The organism is Ohtaekwangia sp. (genome assembly GCF_036568665.1).
Taxonomy (GTDB): domain Bacteria; phylum Bacteroidota; class Bacteroidia; order Cytophagales; family Cyclobacteriaceae; genus Ohtaekwangia.
This window is the reverse complement of record NZ_DATCSD010000150.1, coordinates 32,455-52,325: the sequence shown is the minus strand read 5'-3', so window position 1 is coordinate 52,325 and position 19,871 is coordinate 32,455. Positions and strand designations below refer to the sequence as shown.

11 protein-coding genes are annotated in these 19,871 nt (G+C 44.7%); 4 read left to right on the top strand and 7 right to left on the bottom strand.

From position 1 onward, the window contains the following. Positions 1–547, top strand: a 547-nt coding sequence (locus VIN08_RS08495; RefSeq protein ID WP_331963111.1) for a hypothetical protein, incomplete at its 5' end; no start/stop codon positions are given. Positions 548–558: 11 nt separating this feature from the next. Further along, a complete protein-coding gene (locus VIN08_RS08490; protein WP_331963108.1) occupies positions 559–1,464 on the top strand; it encodes a hypothetical protein in 906 nt (301 codons plus the stop codon). A gap of 28 nt (positions 1,465–1,492) precedes the next feature. Here VIN08_RS08490 and VIN08_RS08485 read toward each other — a convergent pair whose 3' ends face one another. Both VIN08_RS08485 and VIN08_RS08480 read right to left on the bottom strand, forming a co-directional pair. Further along, positions 1,493–2,338: a DUF4440 domain-containing protein gene (locus tag VIN08_RS08485; protein WP_331963105.1), complete on the bottom strand. Its 846-nt coding sequence runs from the start codon at positions 2,336–2,338 to the stop codon at positions 1,493–1,495. 48 nt (positions 2,339–2,386) lie between these two features. Continuing rightward, on the bottom strand, positions 2,387–2,881 hold the full coding sequence (locus VIN08_RS08480) for a DUF3299 domain-containing protein (RefSeq protein WP_331963102.1): 495 nt from the start codon (positions 2,879–2,881) through the stop codon (positions 2,387–2,389). Between the two features lie 93 nt (positions 2,882–2,974). Here VIN08_RS08480 and VIN08_RS08475 point away from each other — a divergent pair, with 93 nt between their 5' ends. Then, positions 2,975–4,537, top strand: a complete 1,563-nt coding sequence (locus VIN08_RS08475; RefSeq protein ID WP_331963100.1) for a GAF domain-containing protein — start codon at positions 2,975–2,977, stop codon at positions 4,535–4,537. 90 nt (positions 4,538–4,627) lie between these two features. Here VIN08_RS08475 and VIN08_RS08470 read toward each other — a convergent pair whose 3' ends face one another. Together VIN08_RS08470 and gcvP are read right to left on the bottom strand one after the other, a co-directional pair. Further along, on the bottom strand, positions 4,628–6,295 hold the full coding sequence (locus tag VIN08_RS08470) for a HAMP domain-containing sensor histidine kinase (protein ID WP_331963097.1): 1,668 nt from the start codon (positions 6,293–6,295) through the stop codon (positions 4,628–4,630). Positions 6,296–6,424: 129 nt separating this feature from the next. Further along, entirely contained in the window at positions 6,425–9,316 is a 2,892-nt protein-coding gene (gene gcvP, locus VIN08_RS08465; protein ID WP_331963094.1) for an aminomethyl-transferring glycine dehydrogenase, read from the bottom strand. 265 nt (positions 9,317–9,581) lie between these two features. Here gcvP and VIN08_RS08460 point away from each other — a divergent pair, with 265 nt between their 5' ends. Further along, positions 9,582–11,069, top strand: a complete 1,488-nt coding sequence (locus tag VIN08_RS08460; protein ID WP_331963092.1) for a M28 family peptidase — start codon at positions 9,582–9,584, stop codon at positions 11,067–11,069. Positions 11,070–11,163: 94 nt separating this feature from the next. Here the strand turns inward: VIN08_RS08460 and lipA are convergent, their stop codons facing one another. The 3 genes from lipA to sprA form a co-directional block, all read right to left on the bottom strand. Further along, entirely contained in the window at positions 11,164–12,051 is an 888-nt protein-coding gene (gene lipA / locus VIN08_RS08455; RefSeq protein WP_331963090.1) for a lipoyl synthase, read from the bottom strand. 58 nt (positions 12,052–12,109) lie between these two features. Further along, the gene (gene gcvH / locus VIN08_RS08450) at positions 12,110–12,484 is read right to left on the bottom strand and encodes a glycine cleavage system protein GcvH (protein WP_331963088.1); all 375 of its coding nucleotides are present in this window, start codon (positions 12,482–12,484) and stop codon (positions 12,110–12,112) included. A 121-nt stretch (positions 12,485–12,605) separates the two neighbouring features. Beyond that, positions 12,606–19,871, bottom strand: a complete 7,266-nt coding sequence (gene sprA / locus VIN08_RS08445) for a cell surface protein SprA (protein ID WP_331963086.1) — start codon at positions 19,869–19,871, stop codon at positions 12,606–12,608.

The window sequence follows — 19,871 nt, the reverse complement described above, 5'->3', positions numbered from 1 at the left end:
ACAGGCAGATATAGCGACCGCTACCAGTAAAGTAGTTACAGTAATTATACCTTCCGATCTGGCAGTGGGTAACTATTCGGTGAAAGTAAAAACATCGGTAGGTATATCAGAAGGAAAAACTTTTGAAGTGGTGAGTACACAGCCTGATGTAACGGGAGGAGCTTCGCTGGTAAATGGTGCTACGGTTACATCCTTGCCTGCGGGCTATGTGCCCCCTATATCTAATCAGTGGGACAATCCTTTTGAGCTGAATGGCAATGAAACATTCTTACTAAGCGATAATGGTGATGGTACATTATCGGTAAACTTCCGGAATAACTCGAACGATGCCGAAGGAAATGGTATATATGATCAGGCGGTAGTAGGAGGCGTAATGAATAACTATATCGAGTTTACCGTAAACAGTGTACGCTATGTTGGTGTGTGGACTGCTCCTACAGTATACAATGAGACATTGAAGAAATACTGCTACCATCACATGACGCTGATCTCCACGCAGTCTGGCAAACAACTCACACTGGATGTGAAAGACTTTGAATGCCCATGAAATAAGTCTATATGAAATTTTTATTATTCCTGTTTTTAGTTGTGTGCTCACTATGTATAGCGGATAGAGTGCTGGCACAAATTTCGGATAGACGCTATACGTACGATTCCCTGTTGGTGGGTGATAGAATTACGCCTGCGGTTTCTTCGGTGATGATGCCCAAGAGCTATACAGAAGTTATACTCTCAAACGCGCTGCTTACCACGAACACGTATTTCACGCAAGATCATGTGTCGATCAATATGAATCAGCGCTATACCTATCTCATCAATACGCTGCAGGTTACGCATGGTATATCTGAATCAGGGAGGTTTAATGTTGGGTTGGATTTCTCGTATCGCACAGGCCGGCAGGATATAGATGCCAAGAGCTCTCCGCTAAAGGTATTGGGTAATGATAACAAGGGGCTGATCCAGTACGAACGGGCCATTACATCGGTAGGTATACGGGCACGTTACCTGCCATTTATGACGAATAACTTTGTGGTGCAGCAAACCTTCTATATTCCGTTGGGAGCAGCGAGCAATCAAAGTATGTTTCTGGGCGATAATCGTTATGCGCTTAATACACAGCTGCTATATAATTATCTTATCAGTCGCAAGATGTTTCTCTTTGTGCAGGCAGATATACTGGTTCGTTTTCGCGATGCCCGTGCTAATGCGGATTTTACCAATCCTATCAATGTATATACCTCTTACCTGCTCACGAAACATATATTTCCATTTGCCTTGATCGGAATGACGAATGCGTGGGATTATAACTTCGATCATACACGACAATTCTTTACCTATGGTGTAGGATTGCAGTACCAATACAATACCATGTTTACTATAAATCTGTTTTACAGCGATGTATTCTCGGGCGAGAACAGCAATCGCTGGAAGACTTTCAACCTGGGTATTCGTAAAGTATTTTAACCCGCCTGCTGTAGTATACTGTATAGCATCAAGTGATCAGGTCGATCACAATTTTCCACGTACCATTTTCTTTTTTCCAGATGCGCAGGTAATTGGATGTGTTGGTTTTCTGTTCACCATTTTCATGTTTCACAACGGTAACGCTACCATACGCAAAGCCCATATCTCCGCTCGGGGCAACTTGTGTGCCGATTGGAGTATAGGTGATGATGTCAGATACTTTGCAAGCCTCTTCTATAGCTGTCAATGGCAAATGACCCTGACGATAGAATCGTATTTCCTTCGAGACGTGATGTGTAAAAGCTTTGAGTCCATCGGCAGGAACCTCTTTAATAAAGGCGGCTTCCCATGCAGTGAGTTCGTTAACTAAATCTTTTTCTGGTTTCTTCGAAGGCTGCGATGCTATAGCCGATGTTTTTACCGAATGGCCATCTACCGGGTAACTGCTATGATTGATGCCGGCATCGATCAATATTTTCCAGTTGCCATCATTCTGTTTCTTCCAAACGGTAATATACTCTCCAAAGGCAGAGGCTTCTGCAGATTTATCTTTTCGAAAACTCCACGGTCCCGTGGTATAGCCAAAGTTGCCGGAGGCAGCTATATCTGCATATACCGGTTGCCAGTATAGCCACTCCGTGCCAGCTGCAGCTTTTTCCCAAAAGGCTTTTGCTTTTGTAGTGTTCGGGTAGAAGGCAACCGATTCGTCAGTAAGATTGGCCAGGAAAGCATCGCGTGTGTTTTTCTCTTTTGCCTGCAGGCTAAAAGCACGTTCGGCATTTACCAGCGATTGCAGATCGTTATTGGTAAACTCCTGTGCCAACGCAGGAAGCAACGTAGTTAGCGAGAGTATATATAGGAGGGACTTTTTCATACTATAGTATTTACGCCATACGACTACATATTGAGGAATGTATACTGATTACAGACCGGCTTCTCCGATCACTTCTGCGTTTTCCAGTATATAGATCATCTGGTCAGGGTTCTTGTCGTTCAGCATCAACTTGCCTTGTATCTCGATCGGTTTCTCGGTATAGCTAACGGCTTTAGTGCTGAATACTTCTACTACGGTTTCAGGTCCGCCCACACCACAGAAGAAACAGGCGTTGAGCGGAAGAGATGACAGCATAAAGTGATTCCCTTTCATGCCGTTTTCAAAAGGCACCATATAGCCTGGCAGTGTTACCTGTTTTCCGTTCAATGCCCTTACGGCATCGGTGAATACAGGCTTATCAACTTCTCCGAGGCGGTCCTGTGCTTTTACAAAAGTGATGTTATAGAGTTTGGGCCACACCAGTGAAGGAAATCCTTTATAGGCTGCTTTCTTCTGGCTATAGGCAGAAAGGGCCATGAGGCTTATCAGGAATACCAGAAATATACTTTTAGAGATCGTTGAAACCGTTTTCAATACTTTCATTTTTCTTCCATTTTTATTTTTACCATGCATCCCGTTGTATAACGAATCTGGTTTTCTTATTTTTTCTAAACCAAACCTACTAGAAAATCTATTATGAGAAAACTCCTTGCCGACAACTGGATTGTTGTCGTACTGGGCCTGGCACTCGCCACCAGTGTTATTGTTGCTATTCGTAATCATTTCGTTATTCAGCAGAATAATTTATTGCAGCAACAAACCGAACTTGTGGAACAACGTACCCGCGAAATCCTCAGCGGTATAATGCACGGGCTCGATCTGGGCGTGCGCGGCTATGGATTAACACGCGATGACAATATGCTGCGGCCTTATCGCGAAGCCATCCAGATCAGTACAGTTACATTCCATCAGCTCGATTCGTTATTGAAAAAGCAAACGTATAACGATGATGGAAAGTTGATGGCTGTTAGAAAAGAAGTGGATGCCTATATAGTGTTCAGCAAGCAGATGGTAGATACTGCGCGCATCGACAGTATAAATATTTTTAAGGATATGCTGAAGCAGGATAAAGGGTATGAAGTATGGAAACAATACTCAGCATTTTCGCAGCCGCTGTTAGCATACGAAGATCAGTTGAATAAAGAAGCACGTGCTAATTATAATGCTGCAATACGAAACAATCTGATCCTGCAAATAACAATCGCAGTACTGGCACTGCCACTCTTGTTCATATTTATACAACGCGTACGAAAGGAGCGTGATGCGCGCCAGGCATTGTTGCTGGAAGTGCAGGAGAATGACCGGAAGTATGTATTTGACCCGGGCGAAAGTCAGGCGTTGTCGGCCAGCGAGATCAACGAGAGCTCTATACAAAATGTGCGGAAGGCATCTGATTTTATCCGACACATGACCGATGGTAATTATGATGTTGATTGGAAAGGACTGGATCAATCGAACGCAGATCAAAATGCAGAGACCCTTGCGGGCAACCTGGTGCGCATGCGCGAACAACTAAAACGCGTACGACTGGAAGATGAAAAACGGAACTGGATAAACGAAGGGCTTGCTACATTCTCGGAGCTTGTGCGAAACAATCAACACGATAATAATTTGTTGGCGGATCGTTGTATTTCTTTTCTTACAAAATATTTACACGCACAACAGGGAAGTTTATTTGTGGTGGAAGAAAGTAATGGAGAGAAATATCTGGAGTTGAAAGCCTGCTTTGCTTTTGATAAGAAGAAGTGGGTACAAAAACGAATAGATATAGGGCAGGGTCTTATCGGGCAGGCATACCTGGAAGGTGATACTATCGAGCTTCGACAGGTTCCTCAGGGATATACAGCGATCACATCGGGGCTTGGTGATGCTACACCGAGCAATCTCGTTATTGTTCCGTTGAAGTACGATGTTACAACGGTAGCCATACTGGAACTTGCTTCGTTCGAAGAATTTCAGGAGCACCATATCAACTTCCTGAAGAAAGCCGGAGAGTTTCTGGCTTCTGCTATATTGAATACGCAGAATACACACAAGATGAAAGAGTTGCTGGATCATGCACGCATCAATGAAGAACAAATGAAGCAACGCGAAGAAGAGATGCGTCAGAATATGGAAGAGCTGCAAGCCACGCAGGAAGAACTGGTGCGCAAAGAAAGAGAGATGCAGAAGAGAATGGAGATGACCGCTGGTCGTTGAGTGGAAAGCAGAAGGCTTAAAGTGGAAAGCAGAAAGTAAATACCGACTGCTTTCCACTTTTGGCTCTAAGCTTTCTGCTTTTCGCTTGTACTAACTCCATACGCTCTTCGTTGCCAGTTCCTTCAGCTCTACAATAAACACCGATCCCTTTCCATACTCGGATTGCACATAGATATTGCCATCGATCTTGCTGGCGGTTTCGCGTGCTATATATAGGCCTAAACCAGAGCCGCTGGAGTTCTCGGTGCCCCGATAGAACATGTCGAATATTTTATCCTGCACACCGGGCGGTATACCTTCTCCGTTGTCTTCAATTTCGATAATTACTTTCTCCTGACTCTTGCGCGTAGACACGCGTATATAGGGCTGATGTTCCGGTAAACGTTTTTGAAATTTTATAGCATTGGTCAACAGATTATTGAGAATGATGCTGAGCCGCATCTTATCCTGGTTAATCTCTTCATGTTTCAGGTTAGAAAGATCGATGGTAATGTTGCTGAAACCTTCCATGTTTTTAAGATTGCCCAGTATATCGGTGCACAGCTCCAGTAATTTTATTCGCTCGATATTTACCTCTTGTCGTTTGTTCTTGGAGTAGTCCAGCACTTCGGATATAAATATTTCCAGCTTGCGCACACTTTGCTCAATGCGACTCAGATAGTGTGATACATCTTTCGGTTCATGAGCAATGCGGCTGATATTTACCAGGCCTAAAATAGATTTTAATGGGGCTGTCAGGTCGTGAGAAACGCTATATACAAAACGATCGAGCTCTTTGTTGATCTGGTCAAGCTCCTGGTTCTGTTGTTGTAAACGTATCTCGGCAATTTTCAGGTCGGTAATCACTCGGCCAACTACGGCTGCAAACACTAACAGCAAACTCGCTCCCAGGAGTATATTGGTTACATCAAATTCTTGCGAGAATGGTTTGTAGCCGAATTGTGTGAAGAGCCTCGGTATAATATAGGTGATCAGAAATATATAGTAGTTGGTGAATGTAACCGGTCCAAACCCAAAGCGAATCGCTATATATAGCGACAGCAATCCGTATATATACCAGAACTTCTCGAAGTCAATATTAAACACTAATAGCAGGAGAATGATGTATATGCCGATCAGCTCAAGTCTTTGGTTCCGGTTAAGTAAGTTGGAAGAAGGTATGCTTTCGTGTTGCTCATAGAGAAGCCCTGCTTTCTGCATATAGTGCGAACCATAATATAGCAATGGTAATGCGAGACCGAAGCTGGAAGTAAATTCACCCAGGGCGTTACGCCTTACCAGGGGCCAGAACGTGCTCCACGATTGTTCGCCAAAATACGAGAGCAACAATTGCAGTCCCAGAATTTCAATGAACAACGGAACTACCGTTCCGAGAAATAAGAATGCCAGCAGATTACGTATATCCGGAAGCCAGTATTTGCCCTGGTACATTTTCCGGAAAAGAAGCCAGCCGAGAAAGGTGAAACACGTTTCGGGTAAGGCATATATAGGCCATTCATACCATTGGTCTAACGGTACACCCCACAAGTATGTGCTGAGCGTTGCATTTATATATAGGATGGGCAATACGATGCGAGGCCCCCACCAGTTTATTAATATCAACGATAGGGCTGTGGGCAGATAATAGTCGGTAACGCCCTGTGAATACTCAAACAGCAGTGATATCTGCGAGCCGGTATGCAAGATCACTATTGTGAGTAACCATGCCCACCAGGGAGGCTTCTGAGGTGCAATATCTGTTGTTAAAGCTTGCAACACGGGTAGGGTACATGCTAAATATACTCACTTTTTATACGAAAGGATAGCAGCCTGGCGGATCAAGTTTTTGTTAAAATAAAAAAGCCCCTGCATTCGATGCAGAGGCCTTCTTTATAGTACTACTGATTACTATGCAGTAACCGATTCTTCTTTGGAAGTATACTCTTCAATCGGCAGACAGCTACATACCAGGTTACGGTCGCCATACGCATTGTCTACACGGCTTACGCTTGGCCAGAACTTCGCTTCGCGAACATACGGCAGCGGGTAAGCAGCTTTACTTCTGCTATAGGGCAGCGTCCATTCGTCAGCGGTTATAACGGCCGCGGTATGCGGTGCATTCTTCAATACGTTCTGTTCTTTGTCGGCTTTGCCTTCTTCTACTTCGCGTATCTCGTTGCGTATTTCGATCAGCGCATCTACAAAGCGATCCAGTTCTTCTTTCGGTTCACTTTCTGTAGGCTCGATCATCAACGTACCGGCTACCGGGAATGATACGGTAGGTGCGTGGAAGCCGTAGTCCATTAAGCGCTTCGCTATATCTTCTACTTCTATACCAGCCTTTTTGAAGTCGCGGCAATCCACGATCATCTCGTGTGCGCAGCGGCCTTTTGTTCCGGTATATAAGATCTTATAGTGGCCTTCCAGGCGGTTCTTGATATAGTTAGCATTCAGTATAGCATAGCGTGTAGCGTTGGTCAGGCCATCGCCACCCATCATCGCTATATAGGCGTAAGATATAGTCAGAATGCTGGCGCTTCCCCATGGAGCTGCTGATACTGCGCTGATTGCTTTATCGCCACCGGTTTTTACAACGGCATGGCCAGGTAAATAGGCTTTCAGTTTATCGTTGCAGCAGATAGGACCCATGCCCGGGCCACCACCACCGTGTGGTATACAAAATGTTTTGTGCAGGTTCAGGTGACAAACATCAGCGCCAATGGTGGCAGGTGAAGTAAGGCCTACCTGTGCATTCATGTTAGCACCATCCATATATACCAGTCCACCGTTCTTGTGGATAGTCTCACAGATCTCCATGATCGATTCTTCAAACACACCGTGTGTAGAAGGGTATGTTACCATCAGGCAGGAGAGTTTATCTTTATACTGCTCTGCTTTTGCTTTCAGATCAGCTACATCGATCTTGCCTTCTTCGTCAGACTTCACTACTACTACCTCCATACCGGCCATTACAGCGCTGGCAGGGTTTGTACCGTGAGCCGATGCTGGTATAAGTGATATAGTGCGATGTCCTTCCCCACGATCTTCATGGTAAGCGCGGATCACCATCAAGCCAGCGTACTCACCTTGCGCACCGCTGTTCGGTTGCAGTGATACACCCGTAAAGCCTGTGATCTCCTTCAGCCAGTTCTCAAGATTCGTAGTAAGATCAGCATATCCCTGCACCTGATCTATCGGAGCGAAGGGATGTATATTTCCAATCTCAGGCCATGTTACAGGAACCATCTCTGCGGTAGCATTCAGTTTCATGGTACATGATCCCAGTGAGATCATCGAGTGAACCATCGAGAGATCTTTATTTTCCAAGCGCTTGATATAGCGCAGCATTTCATGTTCTGAATGATGCGTGTTGAATACCGGGTGCGTGAGGAAAGAAGATTTTCTGATAAGTGCAGCAGGCCAGTGCAGTTGTTGTCCGTTGGACGAAACGTTGGTTGCCTTCTTGTTTTCTGCAGCAGCAAAGATGTTGAGTATAGTGGTTATATCTTCAGCAGATGTTGTTTCATCTAACGCTATACCTACATGATTATCGGAGAAGTAACGGAAGTTGATCTCGTGTTTCAGTGCTTCGCGTTCTATCGCTTTCTTATCGGTAACAGCTACTTTCAGTGTGTCAAAGTAATTTTCATTTACCTGTTTTATGCCGAGTGCTTTTAAACCAGCTTCGAGCGATTGTGCAAGGCCGTGAATGCGACCAGCTATTTTCTTCAGGCCTTCTGCGCCATGATATACCGCATACATACCGGCCATTACTGAAAGAAGAACCTGTGCAGTACAAATGTTTGAAGTAGCTTTCTCTCTTCGTATATGTTGCTCGCGTGTTTGCAACGCCATGCGATAGCCCGGATTTCCGGAAGCATCGATCGAAGCGCCTATAATTCTTCCCGGCATCTGGCGCTTGAAGTCATCTTTCGTTGCAAAGAATGCAGCGTGAGGTCCGCCAAATCCCATGGGTACACCAAAGCGTTGTGACGATCCAACCACAACATCGGCACCCATTTCTCCTGGTGATTTCGCCAGTACCAGACTCATGAGATCAGCTGCCATCACTACAAACAGATCTTTCTCATGTGCTGATGCATTGAAGGAAGTATAGTCTTTCAGTTCACCGTTGTTGTTCGGGTTCTGAATGAATACGGCAAACAGGTTTGCATCGGTAACATCTACTGTATTGATATCGCCTACTACCAGCTCAACGCCTATAGGTGTAGCACGCGTCTTCAACACATCTATAGTCTGCGGGAAGGTATGTTGATCAACAAAGAATTTATGTGCATTCTTTTTAGAAGCCTTGCGTGAAGCATATAGCAGGTGCATAGCTTCAGCAGCGGCAGTACCTTCATCGAGTAGCGATGCGTTGGCAATCTGCATGCCGGTAAGATCGATTACCATCGTTTGGTAATTGATCAGCGCTTCTAATCTCCCTTGGGCAATCTCTGCCTGGTAAGGAGTATAGGCTGTATACCATCCCGGATTTTCCAGGATGTTGCGCAGAATTACACCCGGAGTAATGGTGTTATAATATCCTGTGCCGATAAATGATTTATAGACTTTGTTTTTGGAAGCAAGCTTCTTGAAGTCTTGCAGAAACTGATATTCAGATTTTGCTGCAGGCAGGCTCAGTGCTTTCTTGAGGCGGATCGTTGAGGGGATGGTTTGATCGATCAGCTCATCAATCGATTTAGCTTTGATCACTTTCAACATTTCCTCTACCTGGTGTGCATCAGGCCCAATGTGTCTGCTTTCGAATTTTTCGGAGTATCGGGAGTCAATATTCATTTAGTGTATGATTTTCAATGTTTTAGGTAAATGAGAAAAGAGCATGAGTTATTGGCGCACAAAGGTAATAGATAGCACGATAGTGCGGAAGCAGGTTGCCAATGAAGGCCGAAAGTAATTTTTTGTATACGTATAGCACTGCATAACCTTGTGTAATCGCTTTCCTTTCCTGTAAAATTTTTGCCTTTAACAGGAACGATTTCTGTATTGACAAAATTCCTTTTCATATTGCCAGGATTTTTAATTTCAAAAAAACTCATTGATCATGAAGAAATGTATGTGCATGGTGCTGGCGCTGATAACGGCTGGCAACCTGCTTGCGCAAGATCCGGCCGCTAAAAAATATGGCGACCTGATCACTCCTGCTGACCTCAAAGAAAATTTATCGATCCTCGCTTCCGATGCTATGGAAGGCCGTGAAACCGGTAAGCGCGGACAAAAGATGGCAGCTGCTTTTGTGAAAGCAAACTTTGAAGACTTCGGATTAGCCGGCCCTGTAAGTGGTGGCTTCTATCAGAATGTTGAACTCTATACTAGTATGCCCGGTGATATTTATCTGAAGTCCGGCCAGACAAAATTTCTGAACTTCCAGGAGGTTGTATTCTATGGATCATCTGATTCAGGTGGAGAAGTTACAGTGCCAGTTGTCTTTGTAGGCAAAGGACGTAAAGAAGATTTCGATCTGATCAATGTAGAAGGCAAGGCTGCCGTTATACAGCAAGGCGCTGAAGAAAATTATCGCGCTGCGTTAACCTTGGCACGCGAGCGTAAAGCAAAAGTTGTATTGATCTACAACGCAGATGTAAATGCCTATAAAGAATTATCAGCGCAGTTGAAAGACTATCTGAGCGAAGGTATATTGTCGGTAAAGAAGCCTGAAGCCGGTGAACAACGCGCAGGTGTATTTTTCATTTCGCAGACAGCCGCAGCTAAAGTGTTGAACACAACGATTGAAAAACTTTCGAAGGCTGTTACTGAAAACACCGTGAAGAAAGTAAAGCCGGCAACCATCACCTATAAAACAGCGATGGATATACACGTGCTGAAAAGTGATAACGTGCTGGGCTACCTGGAAGGAACCGATAAGAAAGATGAACTGCTGGTGATTTCTGCGCACTACGATCACATCGGTAAAATTAAAGGCACAGAAGGCGACCTGATCAACAACGGTGCAGACGATGATGGCTCAGGTACAGTATCGGTAATACAACTGGCGAAAGCATTTACACAAGCGAAGAAAGAGGGGAAAGGTCCGAGAAGAAGTATACTTTTCCTGTTAGTAACAGGAGAGGAGAAAGGCTTGCTGGGTTCTGATTATTATACACAGCATCCTGTATTCCCCCTGGATAAAACTGTAGTTGATCTGAATATTGACATGGTTGGCCGCAGAGATCCTCAACACAAAGACAGTGCTCCGTATGTATATGTGATTGGCTCTGATAAACTTTCTACTGAGTTACATAACCTGAACGAAGCGCAAAACAAAGCACACACAAATTTACTTTTCGATTATACCTATAACGATCAGAATCACCCTGACAGATTATACTACCGCTCCGATCACTGGAATTTTGCAAAGAACAATATTCCGATCGTGTTTTACTTTGATGGTATACATGAAGACTACCACAAGCCTAGCGATGAAGTAAGCAAGATTGAGTTTGATCTGATGGCGTTGCGCGCGCAATGCGTTTTCTATACAGCATGGGAAATTGCCAATCGCGATCAGCGTATAGTGGCGGATAAAAAATAGAAGCTATAGTGTTATAGTATAGATAAAAGAAAAGCGGGTTCATCACCCGCTTTTCTTATTTTAAAATCTTTGGAGTAATTACAGAGTATAGAAGTTAATCCAACGGTACGTTTACATGTCGCTCAGCATGGTAGCTTGAACGAACCAGCGGACCGGATTCAACATATTTCAAGCCGCGTTTCAAACCTTCTTCTTTATACATCTCGAACGTATCAGGATGAATAAATTCGGCTACCTCCAGGTGCATTTTAGTAGGCTGCAGATATTGACCCAGCGTAAGAATCATGAGGCCATTAGCAGCAAGATCATCCATCGCTTTGAAAACTTCTTCTTTGGTTTCGCCAAGTCCCAGCATAATACCGGTCTTGGTACGCATACCTGCTTCGCGAATTCTTTTTATCTGTTCGAGACTGCGTTCATATTTAGCCTGCGGACGCACCATGCGATATAACCGTCCTACAGTTTCCATATTGTGCGAAACAACTTCCTGTTTGCCTTCTATCATTCTATACAAGGCATCCCAGTTTCCTTTTGTATCGGGTATAAGTGTTTCGATGGTTGTTTCAGGACTTATTTTTTTTGTTTCTACAACGGTCTGATACCAGATCTCGGCACCGCGGTCTTTCAACTCATCGCGGTTTACTGACGTGATCACGGCATGTTTCACGCCCATCAGTTTTATCGCTTCGGCTACACGCTTGGGCTCTTCTGCATCATATTCAGTTGGTCTTCCGGTAGCTACAGCACAAAATGTACAGCTTCGGGTGCATACATTTCCCAGAATCATAAACGTAGCGGTGCCAGCTCCCCAGCACTCGCCCATGTTCGGGCAATTACCGCTTTCACAAATAGTGTGAAGCTTATAATTATCTACCAGCCTGCGCACTTTAGCGTATTCCGGTCCCACGGGCAATTTTACGCGAAGCCAGTCCGGCTTGCGCTTGCGCGTCTCTTCCTGCGATATGACGGGTAATTCGATCATGATAAAAAAGTTAAACGGTTACACAGATAAACTTATAACCGTTAACGCTTAACGGATATTACTTTCCAATAAGTTCCTTGTACTGCGCTGCGGTAAGCAGATCGCTGCCTGAACCTGTAAGCTGAATTTTGATCATCCAGCCATCTCCGTATGGATCTTCGTTTACTTTTTCAGGACTGCCATCGAGTATAGGATTTACTTCCAGCACTTTACCGGCTACCGGCATATAAAGGTCTGATACAGTCTTCACAGCTTCTACTGTTCCGAAAATATCATGTTCGGCAACGTCTTGTCCTACCGTTGTAATGTCAACGTAAACGATGTCGCCAAGCTCGCTTTGAGCAAAGTCAGTAATACCAACAATCGCAGTGTTTCCTTCAATTTTAACCCACTCGTGGTCTTTGGTATACTTCAGTCCTTCCGGGATGTTCATGAGTATTCAGTTTTTTAGGTGCGGGCAAAAATAAGGTAAAGTTTTAAAAGGTTAAAGTTCAATGTTCAGTAAACCCGACCTTGAACTTTAAACCTTATAACTTTAACCTTGAACAAGGAAGTTACTGCGCCAAGCTAAACCTCACCTGCGCACCAAATCGCGTAGTAGCTCTGCGATAAGAGTTGGAAACCAGCGGCTCGTTAATAGTGCGCTCGAAATATAGCTGGATGTTCAGCTTCTGATTAACAACATAGCTGATGTTTGGACGCAACTGGAAGTTTATATTGCCATTGGTGATGATATTCAGTTCATCGATTTTCCGCTGAATGGTTTTGGTGTTACCCACAGTAACATTCATACGGAAAGTAACATCGTTCTTCAATACCGTGGTTCGCCCCTGCGTTTTGAACGGAAGCTTCATGTTATTTTTCGTATAACCCAGTTCGAACGAAAAATCTTTACTGTTCAACTCTGTGATCTGCGCATTGGAGATATTGAGCGCTACATCCCGCTTTGTTTTATACTGGAAGTTTGCTGACAATCTTCCTTTGGTGCGTACGCTGATACCAATGAGAGGAGAGAATTGCTCGGAGATCAATACCTGGCTGATTACATATATAGGGATGAGGTCAGTGCCATCAGCAGTTTGTCGTGGCCTGGTACCGAAATAAGAATTGTTGTAATCGGTAACGGGCTTGTTAATCAAGAAGCGGTCTACATCATTCACCGCGTTAGAGTCAAGTGAACTGGAGTAGTTCATAACCGAGTATGACGACTGGTACGCATGTGATATAGTGACAGACTGAAATACATCTTTGAACGCTTCCAGTTTATTCAGACCAGTATAATCAAGACGCCAGTTTGGTAGCGGAGTTTTGGGGAACGGAGAGAGACTAGTCTTGTTTACATCTTTGCCGGTATAGGCCGCAATGAATGCCGGGATCAATACATCTTGCGAAGTAGTATCGTATGTCTCACCTTTGTTTACTGCCTCAAGTCTCGATTTCATTTCCAGTAAGTTGCTTTCAAACTTCTCGAATACAGAAGAATGTACTTCGTTGTTGCTGCTGTTGAATGCTGTTTTTATACTGATGATCGATATGCGGTAGCTTCCACTGCGGTTCGGGCTAAGATCGGCATATAGCGGTGTGCTGCTGGTGCTATCGGCTATATTTCGGAATATAGATTGGAACATACTGGAGATCTCTTTCTTCAGATCAAGTTGTATTTTGAAATCGGTAGTAGGTTCTACATTGGCACGCAACGACAATGTTTCTGTTCTCACCTGGCTGAACGGCACCGATAACTCAGTGTTCGTAGTGAGCCAGCCATTCTGTGCAGCTTTTGTTCGTATACTCGGATCCTGGCTGCCGAGTACAAAGCCCCAGCCGGGAGCATTCCAATCTTTACTCATACCAAAGAACTTCGGTATTTGATCGAAGCCCGGAAGTATAGTTCCTTCTGTAAGAGAGAATGTACCGTTGATTGAACGCACAGACATCAGCATGCGGAAGAATCCTTTTAACAAGCCAGGCATTTCAGCCGGAGCCTTTACCGTGTCGGCTTTGGCTTGTCGCGCCTGTTGCACGCGCTGCTGTACCGACAGCGGTCGCTTCGGGGTATTCAGTTCCTTCAGGAATTTAACTTTGTTATATAGTTTTACCAGATCGATCTTCCCGGAGAAATTCTGATCGCGGTTATTCTGAATGGTGTTCTTGAAATCATACTCATCGGCTATATCATCCGGTATATTGAGTGCATCCGGACGATTGATAGGACCGGCCTTCCAGTTATAGCTTGCTTGGAACCGATAGTCAGCGCCCAGCCAGTCCGTTGCAGGAATCTTGTCCAGCGGAAGCGTATAGTTTACGGTTATACTCTGGTCGAAGTTTTTCATACGGCCAAAGCGTTTCAGGTTATGCCATACACTGTCTTTCTTTTCCTGTGTATCCAGCTCTCCCGTTGGTTCGTCAATAATCGCGTTGGCGCGGGAGTTATAATCGAACGATAAGTTCTTCGAGAAATTCCAGCGAACATTATATTGCCTGTCGAAGGTGAAGTACTTCATATAGTTGGCAGGCGATTCGATGAAGTTACCAAGACCATCCGGATTGCGATACGCTGTTTTCGTGAACGAACGATTCAGATCGGCACGTACACCAATGCTGCTCGGCATAAAGCTGAAGTTGAAATCTTTAATCAGCTTCAGCCAGGGAGAGGAAAGCCCTGTGGAATTTTTAAAAGGTTCTATACCTGTTGCCTTGGGAGTAAAGGTATAGGCTATAGATCCCTTCTGTTGTTTCTGCAATGATTCTGCTGTATTGAAATTATGCCGTACGCGATCGCTATAGGAATAGCTGAACGAAAAGTTCTCGATATCCCAGATGTGGCTCTTGGCATCGGGTTTTACTTTTACCTTGCGCACATTCACAAAGTTCAAACTTCGCCCGACCGTCTGGTCTTTTACAATGTTGAGATAATTACTGCGCTGATCCTCATTAAAGGATTGCAGCGCGGCATCCAGTTTTAAGTCGGGGTTGGCAGGATCATACAACGGAGTGATCGTTGTTTTTTCATAACTCACAAACATCGGAATCTTTATACCCGTATTGCCCGGCAAAAGTTTATCGACATTTACATTGGCAGATATATCATAACCCGTTGTCTGGTCACGCGTTCGCTCTGAGATCTTGGAACTTACACCACCAAAACCAAAACCGGTGTGATGTACTGCACCTGTTATAGTAGCAAAGTCGGCAAGCTTCGCACTGAGTGTAGCATTGGCCGCCCAGCCCGGTGTGCGATTGAAATCCGTAACGCGTAATTCGTTAGCCCATATACATACCTGGTACGATCGCTTATCGTCCGAGCGCGGATTGCGTACACCGATCATGAGCGACTGTACGGTAGTAAGATCGGGTCTTCCGAATATGCGAATGCGATGGCGGCCTACTTCTCTTCCTTCTATCGGATAAAATTGATTGAGTGAAATGTTTTCACGATCGCGGTCGGCCTTGAGTCTTCGCAGTTCATCCAGCGCCATATCGATCTCGTTTTCTTCCGGCCATACGGCACGTTCACGATCACCTGTTACCGGCGTAGAAGTAATTTTCAGCGGTATCTCTATTTCATAGAAGTTAGAGTCAAGATCTTTACCCAGGCGGAGGAAAGCACGCAGATCATCGTCATGTGCTGTTTGACTGTGCGCAGAGAAATACATTTTAACGCGACCGTAGTTGAAGAGGTCAACCGCCATATTCTTGAACATGGCACGCGCATCGCCATCTTTTATATCATCTGCACAGAGCTGTGCTGATTGCTCGTTGAGCTGGCGAGGTACAGAAGATGTATTATCGCGATCGCGCACAACGCCCGGAGGAATTACATACGGAGGTTTGTTGTCATTACCGGCACCGTTCTCTTCAAGGTTTACTACCGAAACCATAAAGTCGTCTTGTGTCTGTTCGTAGTTCGGCACCAATCCACCGGACTGTAAATTACCGGTATATCTTCTCCAGCGACTGCCCACCATGCGGAAGTTTGCCATACGCAATACCACCGGATCTTTAAAGCCGGTAAGCAGCATACGTATATATTTGATGGATTTGAAGCCATCGATGTTACCATACTGACGCTCCGGTACGCGCACCGGTATACGCACCAGGTACCACGTTACGGTTTCTTTGGAGTTGTTGTTGCTGGTAGAGATCTGGTCAACTATATATTCACCTCCCGTACGAATCTGGTTGGGAAGTATATTCATGTCGTACTCGTAATACTCTTCCAGTTCGCTTAGTGTGTTGTCGGCATTTAAGTCTTCGTTGTCCGGTATAGTAGTGGCAGCGCGGGCAATCAGATCGCTCCCGGTAATGATAGGAGAGTTGCCGTCCATACCGTTGAAGTCTTTATAGCGCTGCAGGATTTTTGCATTGAGATTACCACCATCAAATTCACTGTCGAAGTAATAGCGGAAGTTATCAGCCGATGGATCTTGTTGCGCTTTCTCCTTCGCAGTAGGGTTGGTGATCTTGCTCAGGAATTTTTCATTATAGAAATTCCGTTCGTTCTCAGTAGATAAACCATCCAGACCTACGTCCTGATTCTGGCGAGAGCTTGCCTGGTTATCGAAAGAGCTTGTCAGGTATTGTTGTGTAGTAACATAGCCCCATTCGTTAGAAGTAACAGCGCCATTTACCAGATCGCCATCGGGAGGTAAACCATTTTCAAAGGCATGCTTCGAGTCGATGATCACATCTTCGGATATACTTCCTAATTGAAAGATCAGGCGACCACCGGTAGCATGTTTCGGGTTTTTATTACCATCATCGATCAAACCATTCGTTCCCTGGATAAAAGGATCGAGCATCCAGAACTCTATATACTCGATGTTGGCTTTATCAAAATCTACTTCCGTGCGCACCGCGGTAGTTATACCACCCCAGTTCTGTTCCGGTGCTGTAAGAAAACCATCGGCATCAAAAGATGTAGTATAGTTATAGGGGCCGCGTTCCTTTGGATAGTAGGCTACATCAAAGATCTGTTCGTAAAATATACCTTGATTTAACTGGCGGTTAGGGAAGATCTCCTGCGGACCAACAGCACGCACATAGTGATTCTTCAGATCATCATCACTAATGTTATCGGGTTTAAAGCGTCCACCTGTTCTGTAGAATTGATTGTCTACAGAGTACCATGCAATCTTGGCGCGCTTAAAGCCTGCAGACAAATCGTTGATAAGTGTAGGGCCATATAGATTGTTATTGGTCTTGGGTGTAGCAGCCAGCTTCCATCCCTGAGGATTCATCAGGGTATAGGGTGTTGCTGAGTTTTCGAAATCATCAATATAGCCAGTACCCTGTCCGTTGATTACGTTGGAAGTACCGGGTAATAACTGGGCAAATTCTCCAGTGACATTAACAGTAGACTGTTCTTTGGTCTGTAAAAAGGGGAGCGCATCTACAATCTTGGTAAGCATGCGGCTCTTTTTGTTCATGTTAAAATCGAAACCATATTGAATGTTGCGTGCAGGCTCTGTTCCTATCTGGTTACGACTAATGATGGGGCGCTCGTTATAGTATAGCAACGTAGAGCCGAGGTTTACATCATCACTTAACTTATAGTCGAGGCGCGTGCCGAGTAAGCTTCGCGTCTGGAACGCGAATGGGTCAGACTGTTCGTATTGTACTTCTATATTTTTACCCGAGCTTAATATAGCATCGTTGAGGATCGTTACTTTTCCGAAAGTATAGTCTACTACATAATCTGTTCCTTCATTGAGTGGTATACCTCCTGCATATAGTTTTACTGATCCCTGCGATACGCCAAAACCCGGAATAAGAATTTCTTTGGATGAACCGGCATTATATGTACCCATCAAATAAAACTTGTTCTTGGTGGCATATAGCTCGGCATCGGCCTTTGTTGTGTTATATAGCGAGTCGTAGGAGTATTTCTGTATCAGGTAACTTTCATTTTGCTCGCCCTTAAATGCCTTTCGTAACCCTTCACTAAACGGCTTCAGGTACGGGAAGATGATGGCACCTGTCTGTGTATTGATCGTTATGTTCTCAACAAAGTCAAAGTTACCATCACGGCCGGGGTCGTTTACCGGGTTGAGTCGGTCGAGGCCGAGTATTTCAATGAGTTGTTTTTCGCGGAGGGCAGCAGAACCATCTTGTAACTGAGGGTTGTTTACACCGCTGCGTGCATCGCGATATACTATACGCAACTGAAAACCATCGCGTGTAAGCTGGCTAACGTTGAGGTTGTAAATGTTTTTCATCATCAACTCCCACGTAGGTATAGGTCTTTTCAACTCATCGCGTATAGCTACTTTGCGCGGGCGCAATAACTTCAGGAAGATTACTTCATCATCCTTCAGGTTGGCATACTTCTCGGTAAGTTCTCCAACAGTATAGGTTACTCCGTTATAGGTATATTGATAGGCAACTGCGAGCGCTTCGTCATTCTGAAGTTTGCGCGAAAGCGAAATATAGCCTAACTGCGGATGGAATGTAAATTCACTCGGTGCGAGTTTGCGTGCCCCGGTAATTTTTTCAAAGTCCGTACCGTTGTTATTGTCGCCAGAGAAATATCCTTCCAGCAATGAGTTGATATTATCCGGGTTACGATCGAACGTAGTTACTTTACTGAAGAGGTTGTTGGAACCATTGCCATTGGGAAGACCAGCGTTACCAGCTATAACTGTTTCTTTGTTATAGATCGTTTTTGCTTCCGCAAGGTCCATCAAACCAATCGCGTTGCGCAGTGTTTGCGTATCGTTGTTCCGGTTCAGTACATATACTTCAACACGCGTAATGTTTACGTTGGAGATGATCTGCGGTAAATTACCAACAGCACGTTCATAATTATCCTTGAAGAAATGTCCTAAGAAAAAATGTCGGTTGTCATCATAATTCGAAGCTATAATTTCAAACGGACGTCCCTGCCCACCATTAGATCCTTGGCCCCCTACATCTATAGATGAAGCTTTACCGCGTTGTGTAGTGGCGATAGTTGTTACATTGAGTTTACCAAACTGCATGCGGGCTTTTATACCGAAGAGGTTTTGCGCACCTTGTATCAACGTGTTGTTCAGCGGGAGACTTACGTTACCGATCTCAAGCTTCTGAAGTATATCTTCTTTGAAGCCGGTATATTCCACTTTCATGTTATTCTGAAAGTCGAACGAGTTGTTGTTGTCGAAGTTCGCAGTAACAGCAAGCTTCTCACCGATCTTACCCACCACGCTCATGTTGATCTGTTGGTCGAACTCAAAGCCACCATTACGTTGCTGACGTATAGCGAGTGTAGGATTGAACAGGCGTTGAAAGGAAGCACCGAAATCCAGTGTAACAAAACCGCGCGGTACTAATTCTATATAGCTTCCACCGAAGATGCGATCGAGTACCGGGCTCAGAAATATTTTAGGAACGAACCCGCGCCCGCTTACCGGGCTTTCTCCATCCTGTGCTTTGGCGCGACCTTGCCAATAACTTTTGAGTATCTGACGGTCCTGGTATTTTTTAAATTCCTCAAACGACATACTCGATGTAGGCCGGTAATTGAGGTCTCCTATTTTTTCGTAGATAGTATAGTTTAGTGCAGTGTCGATCTCAACATCCAGCTTCATCTGGTTGGGATCTTTCAGGTATAGCGGTGACTCACTTTGTCGGTTTGAGAACGGATCGCCATATCTGTCGGATGGCCTGTACGTTGGGCGCTTGTCGGGTTTATAGGGTAAATTTCGTGTGGTATCAGAAGATACACGCGTAGTGTCTTGCCGTTGAGCAATCGCTTCATCGGCTAGCCAAAAGAAGCTGAGCCATGCAATGATGACGCGGCCAACCTTGAGGGTAACGTGGGGTTGTAGAGTAAAGACTCTCAA

Bases quoted from the DNA above. Each gene is read 5' to 3' on its own strand.
- VIN08_RS08490 (WP_331963108.1), top strand. From the start codon at position 559: ATGAAATTTTTATTATTCCTGTTTTTAGTTGTGTGCTCACTATGTATA.
- VIN08_RS08485 (WP_331963105.1), bottom strand. From the start codon at position 2,338: ATGAAAAAGTCCCTCCTATATATACTCTCGCTAACTACGTTGCTTCCT.
- VIN08_RS08480 (WP_331963102.1), bottom strand. From the start codon at position 2,881: ATGAAAGTATTGAAAACGGTTTCAACGATCTCTAAAAGTATATTTCTG.
- VIN08_RS08475 (WP_331963100.1), top strand. From the start codon at position 2,975: ATGAGAAAACTCCTTGCCGACAACTGGATTGTTGTCGTACTGGGCCTG.
- gcvP (WP_331963094.1), bottom strand. From the start codon at position 9,316: ATGAATATTGACTCCCGATACTCCGAAAAATTCGAAAGCAGACACATT.
- VIN08_RS08460 (WP_331963092.1), top strand. From the start codon at position 9,582: ATGAAGAAATGTATGTGCATGGTGCTGGCGCTGATAACGGCTGGCAAC.
- lipA (WP_331963090.1), bottom strand. From the start codon at position 12,051: ATGATCGAATTACCCGTCATATCGCAGGAAGAGACGCGCAAGCGCAAG.
- gcvH (WP_331963088.1), bottom strand. From the start codon at position 12,484: ATGAACATCCCGGAAGGACTGAAGTATACCAAAGACCACGAGTGGGTT.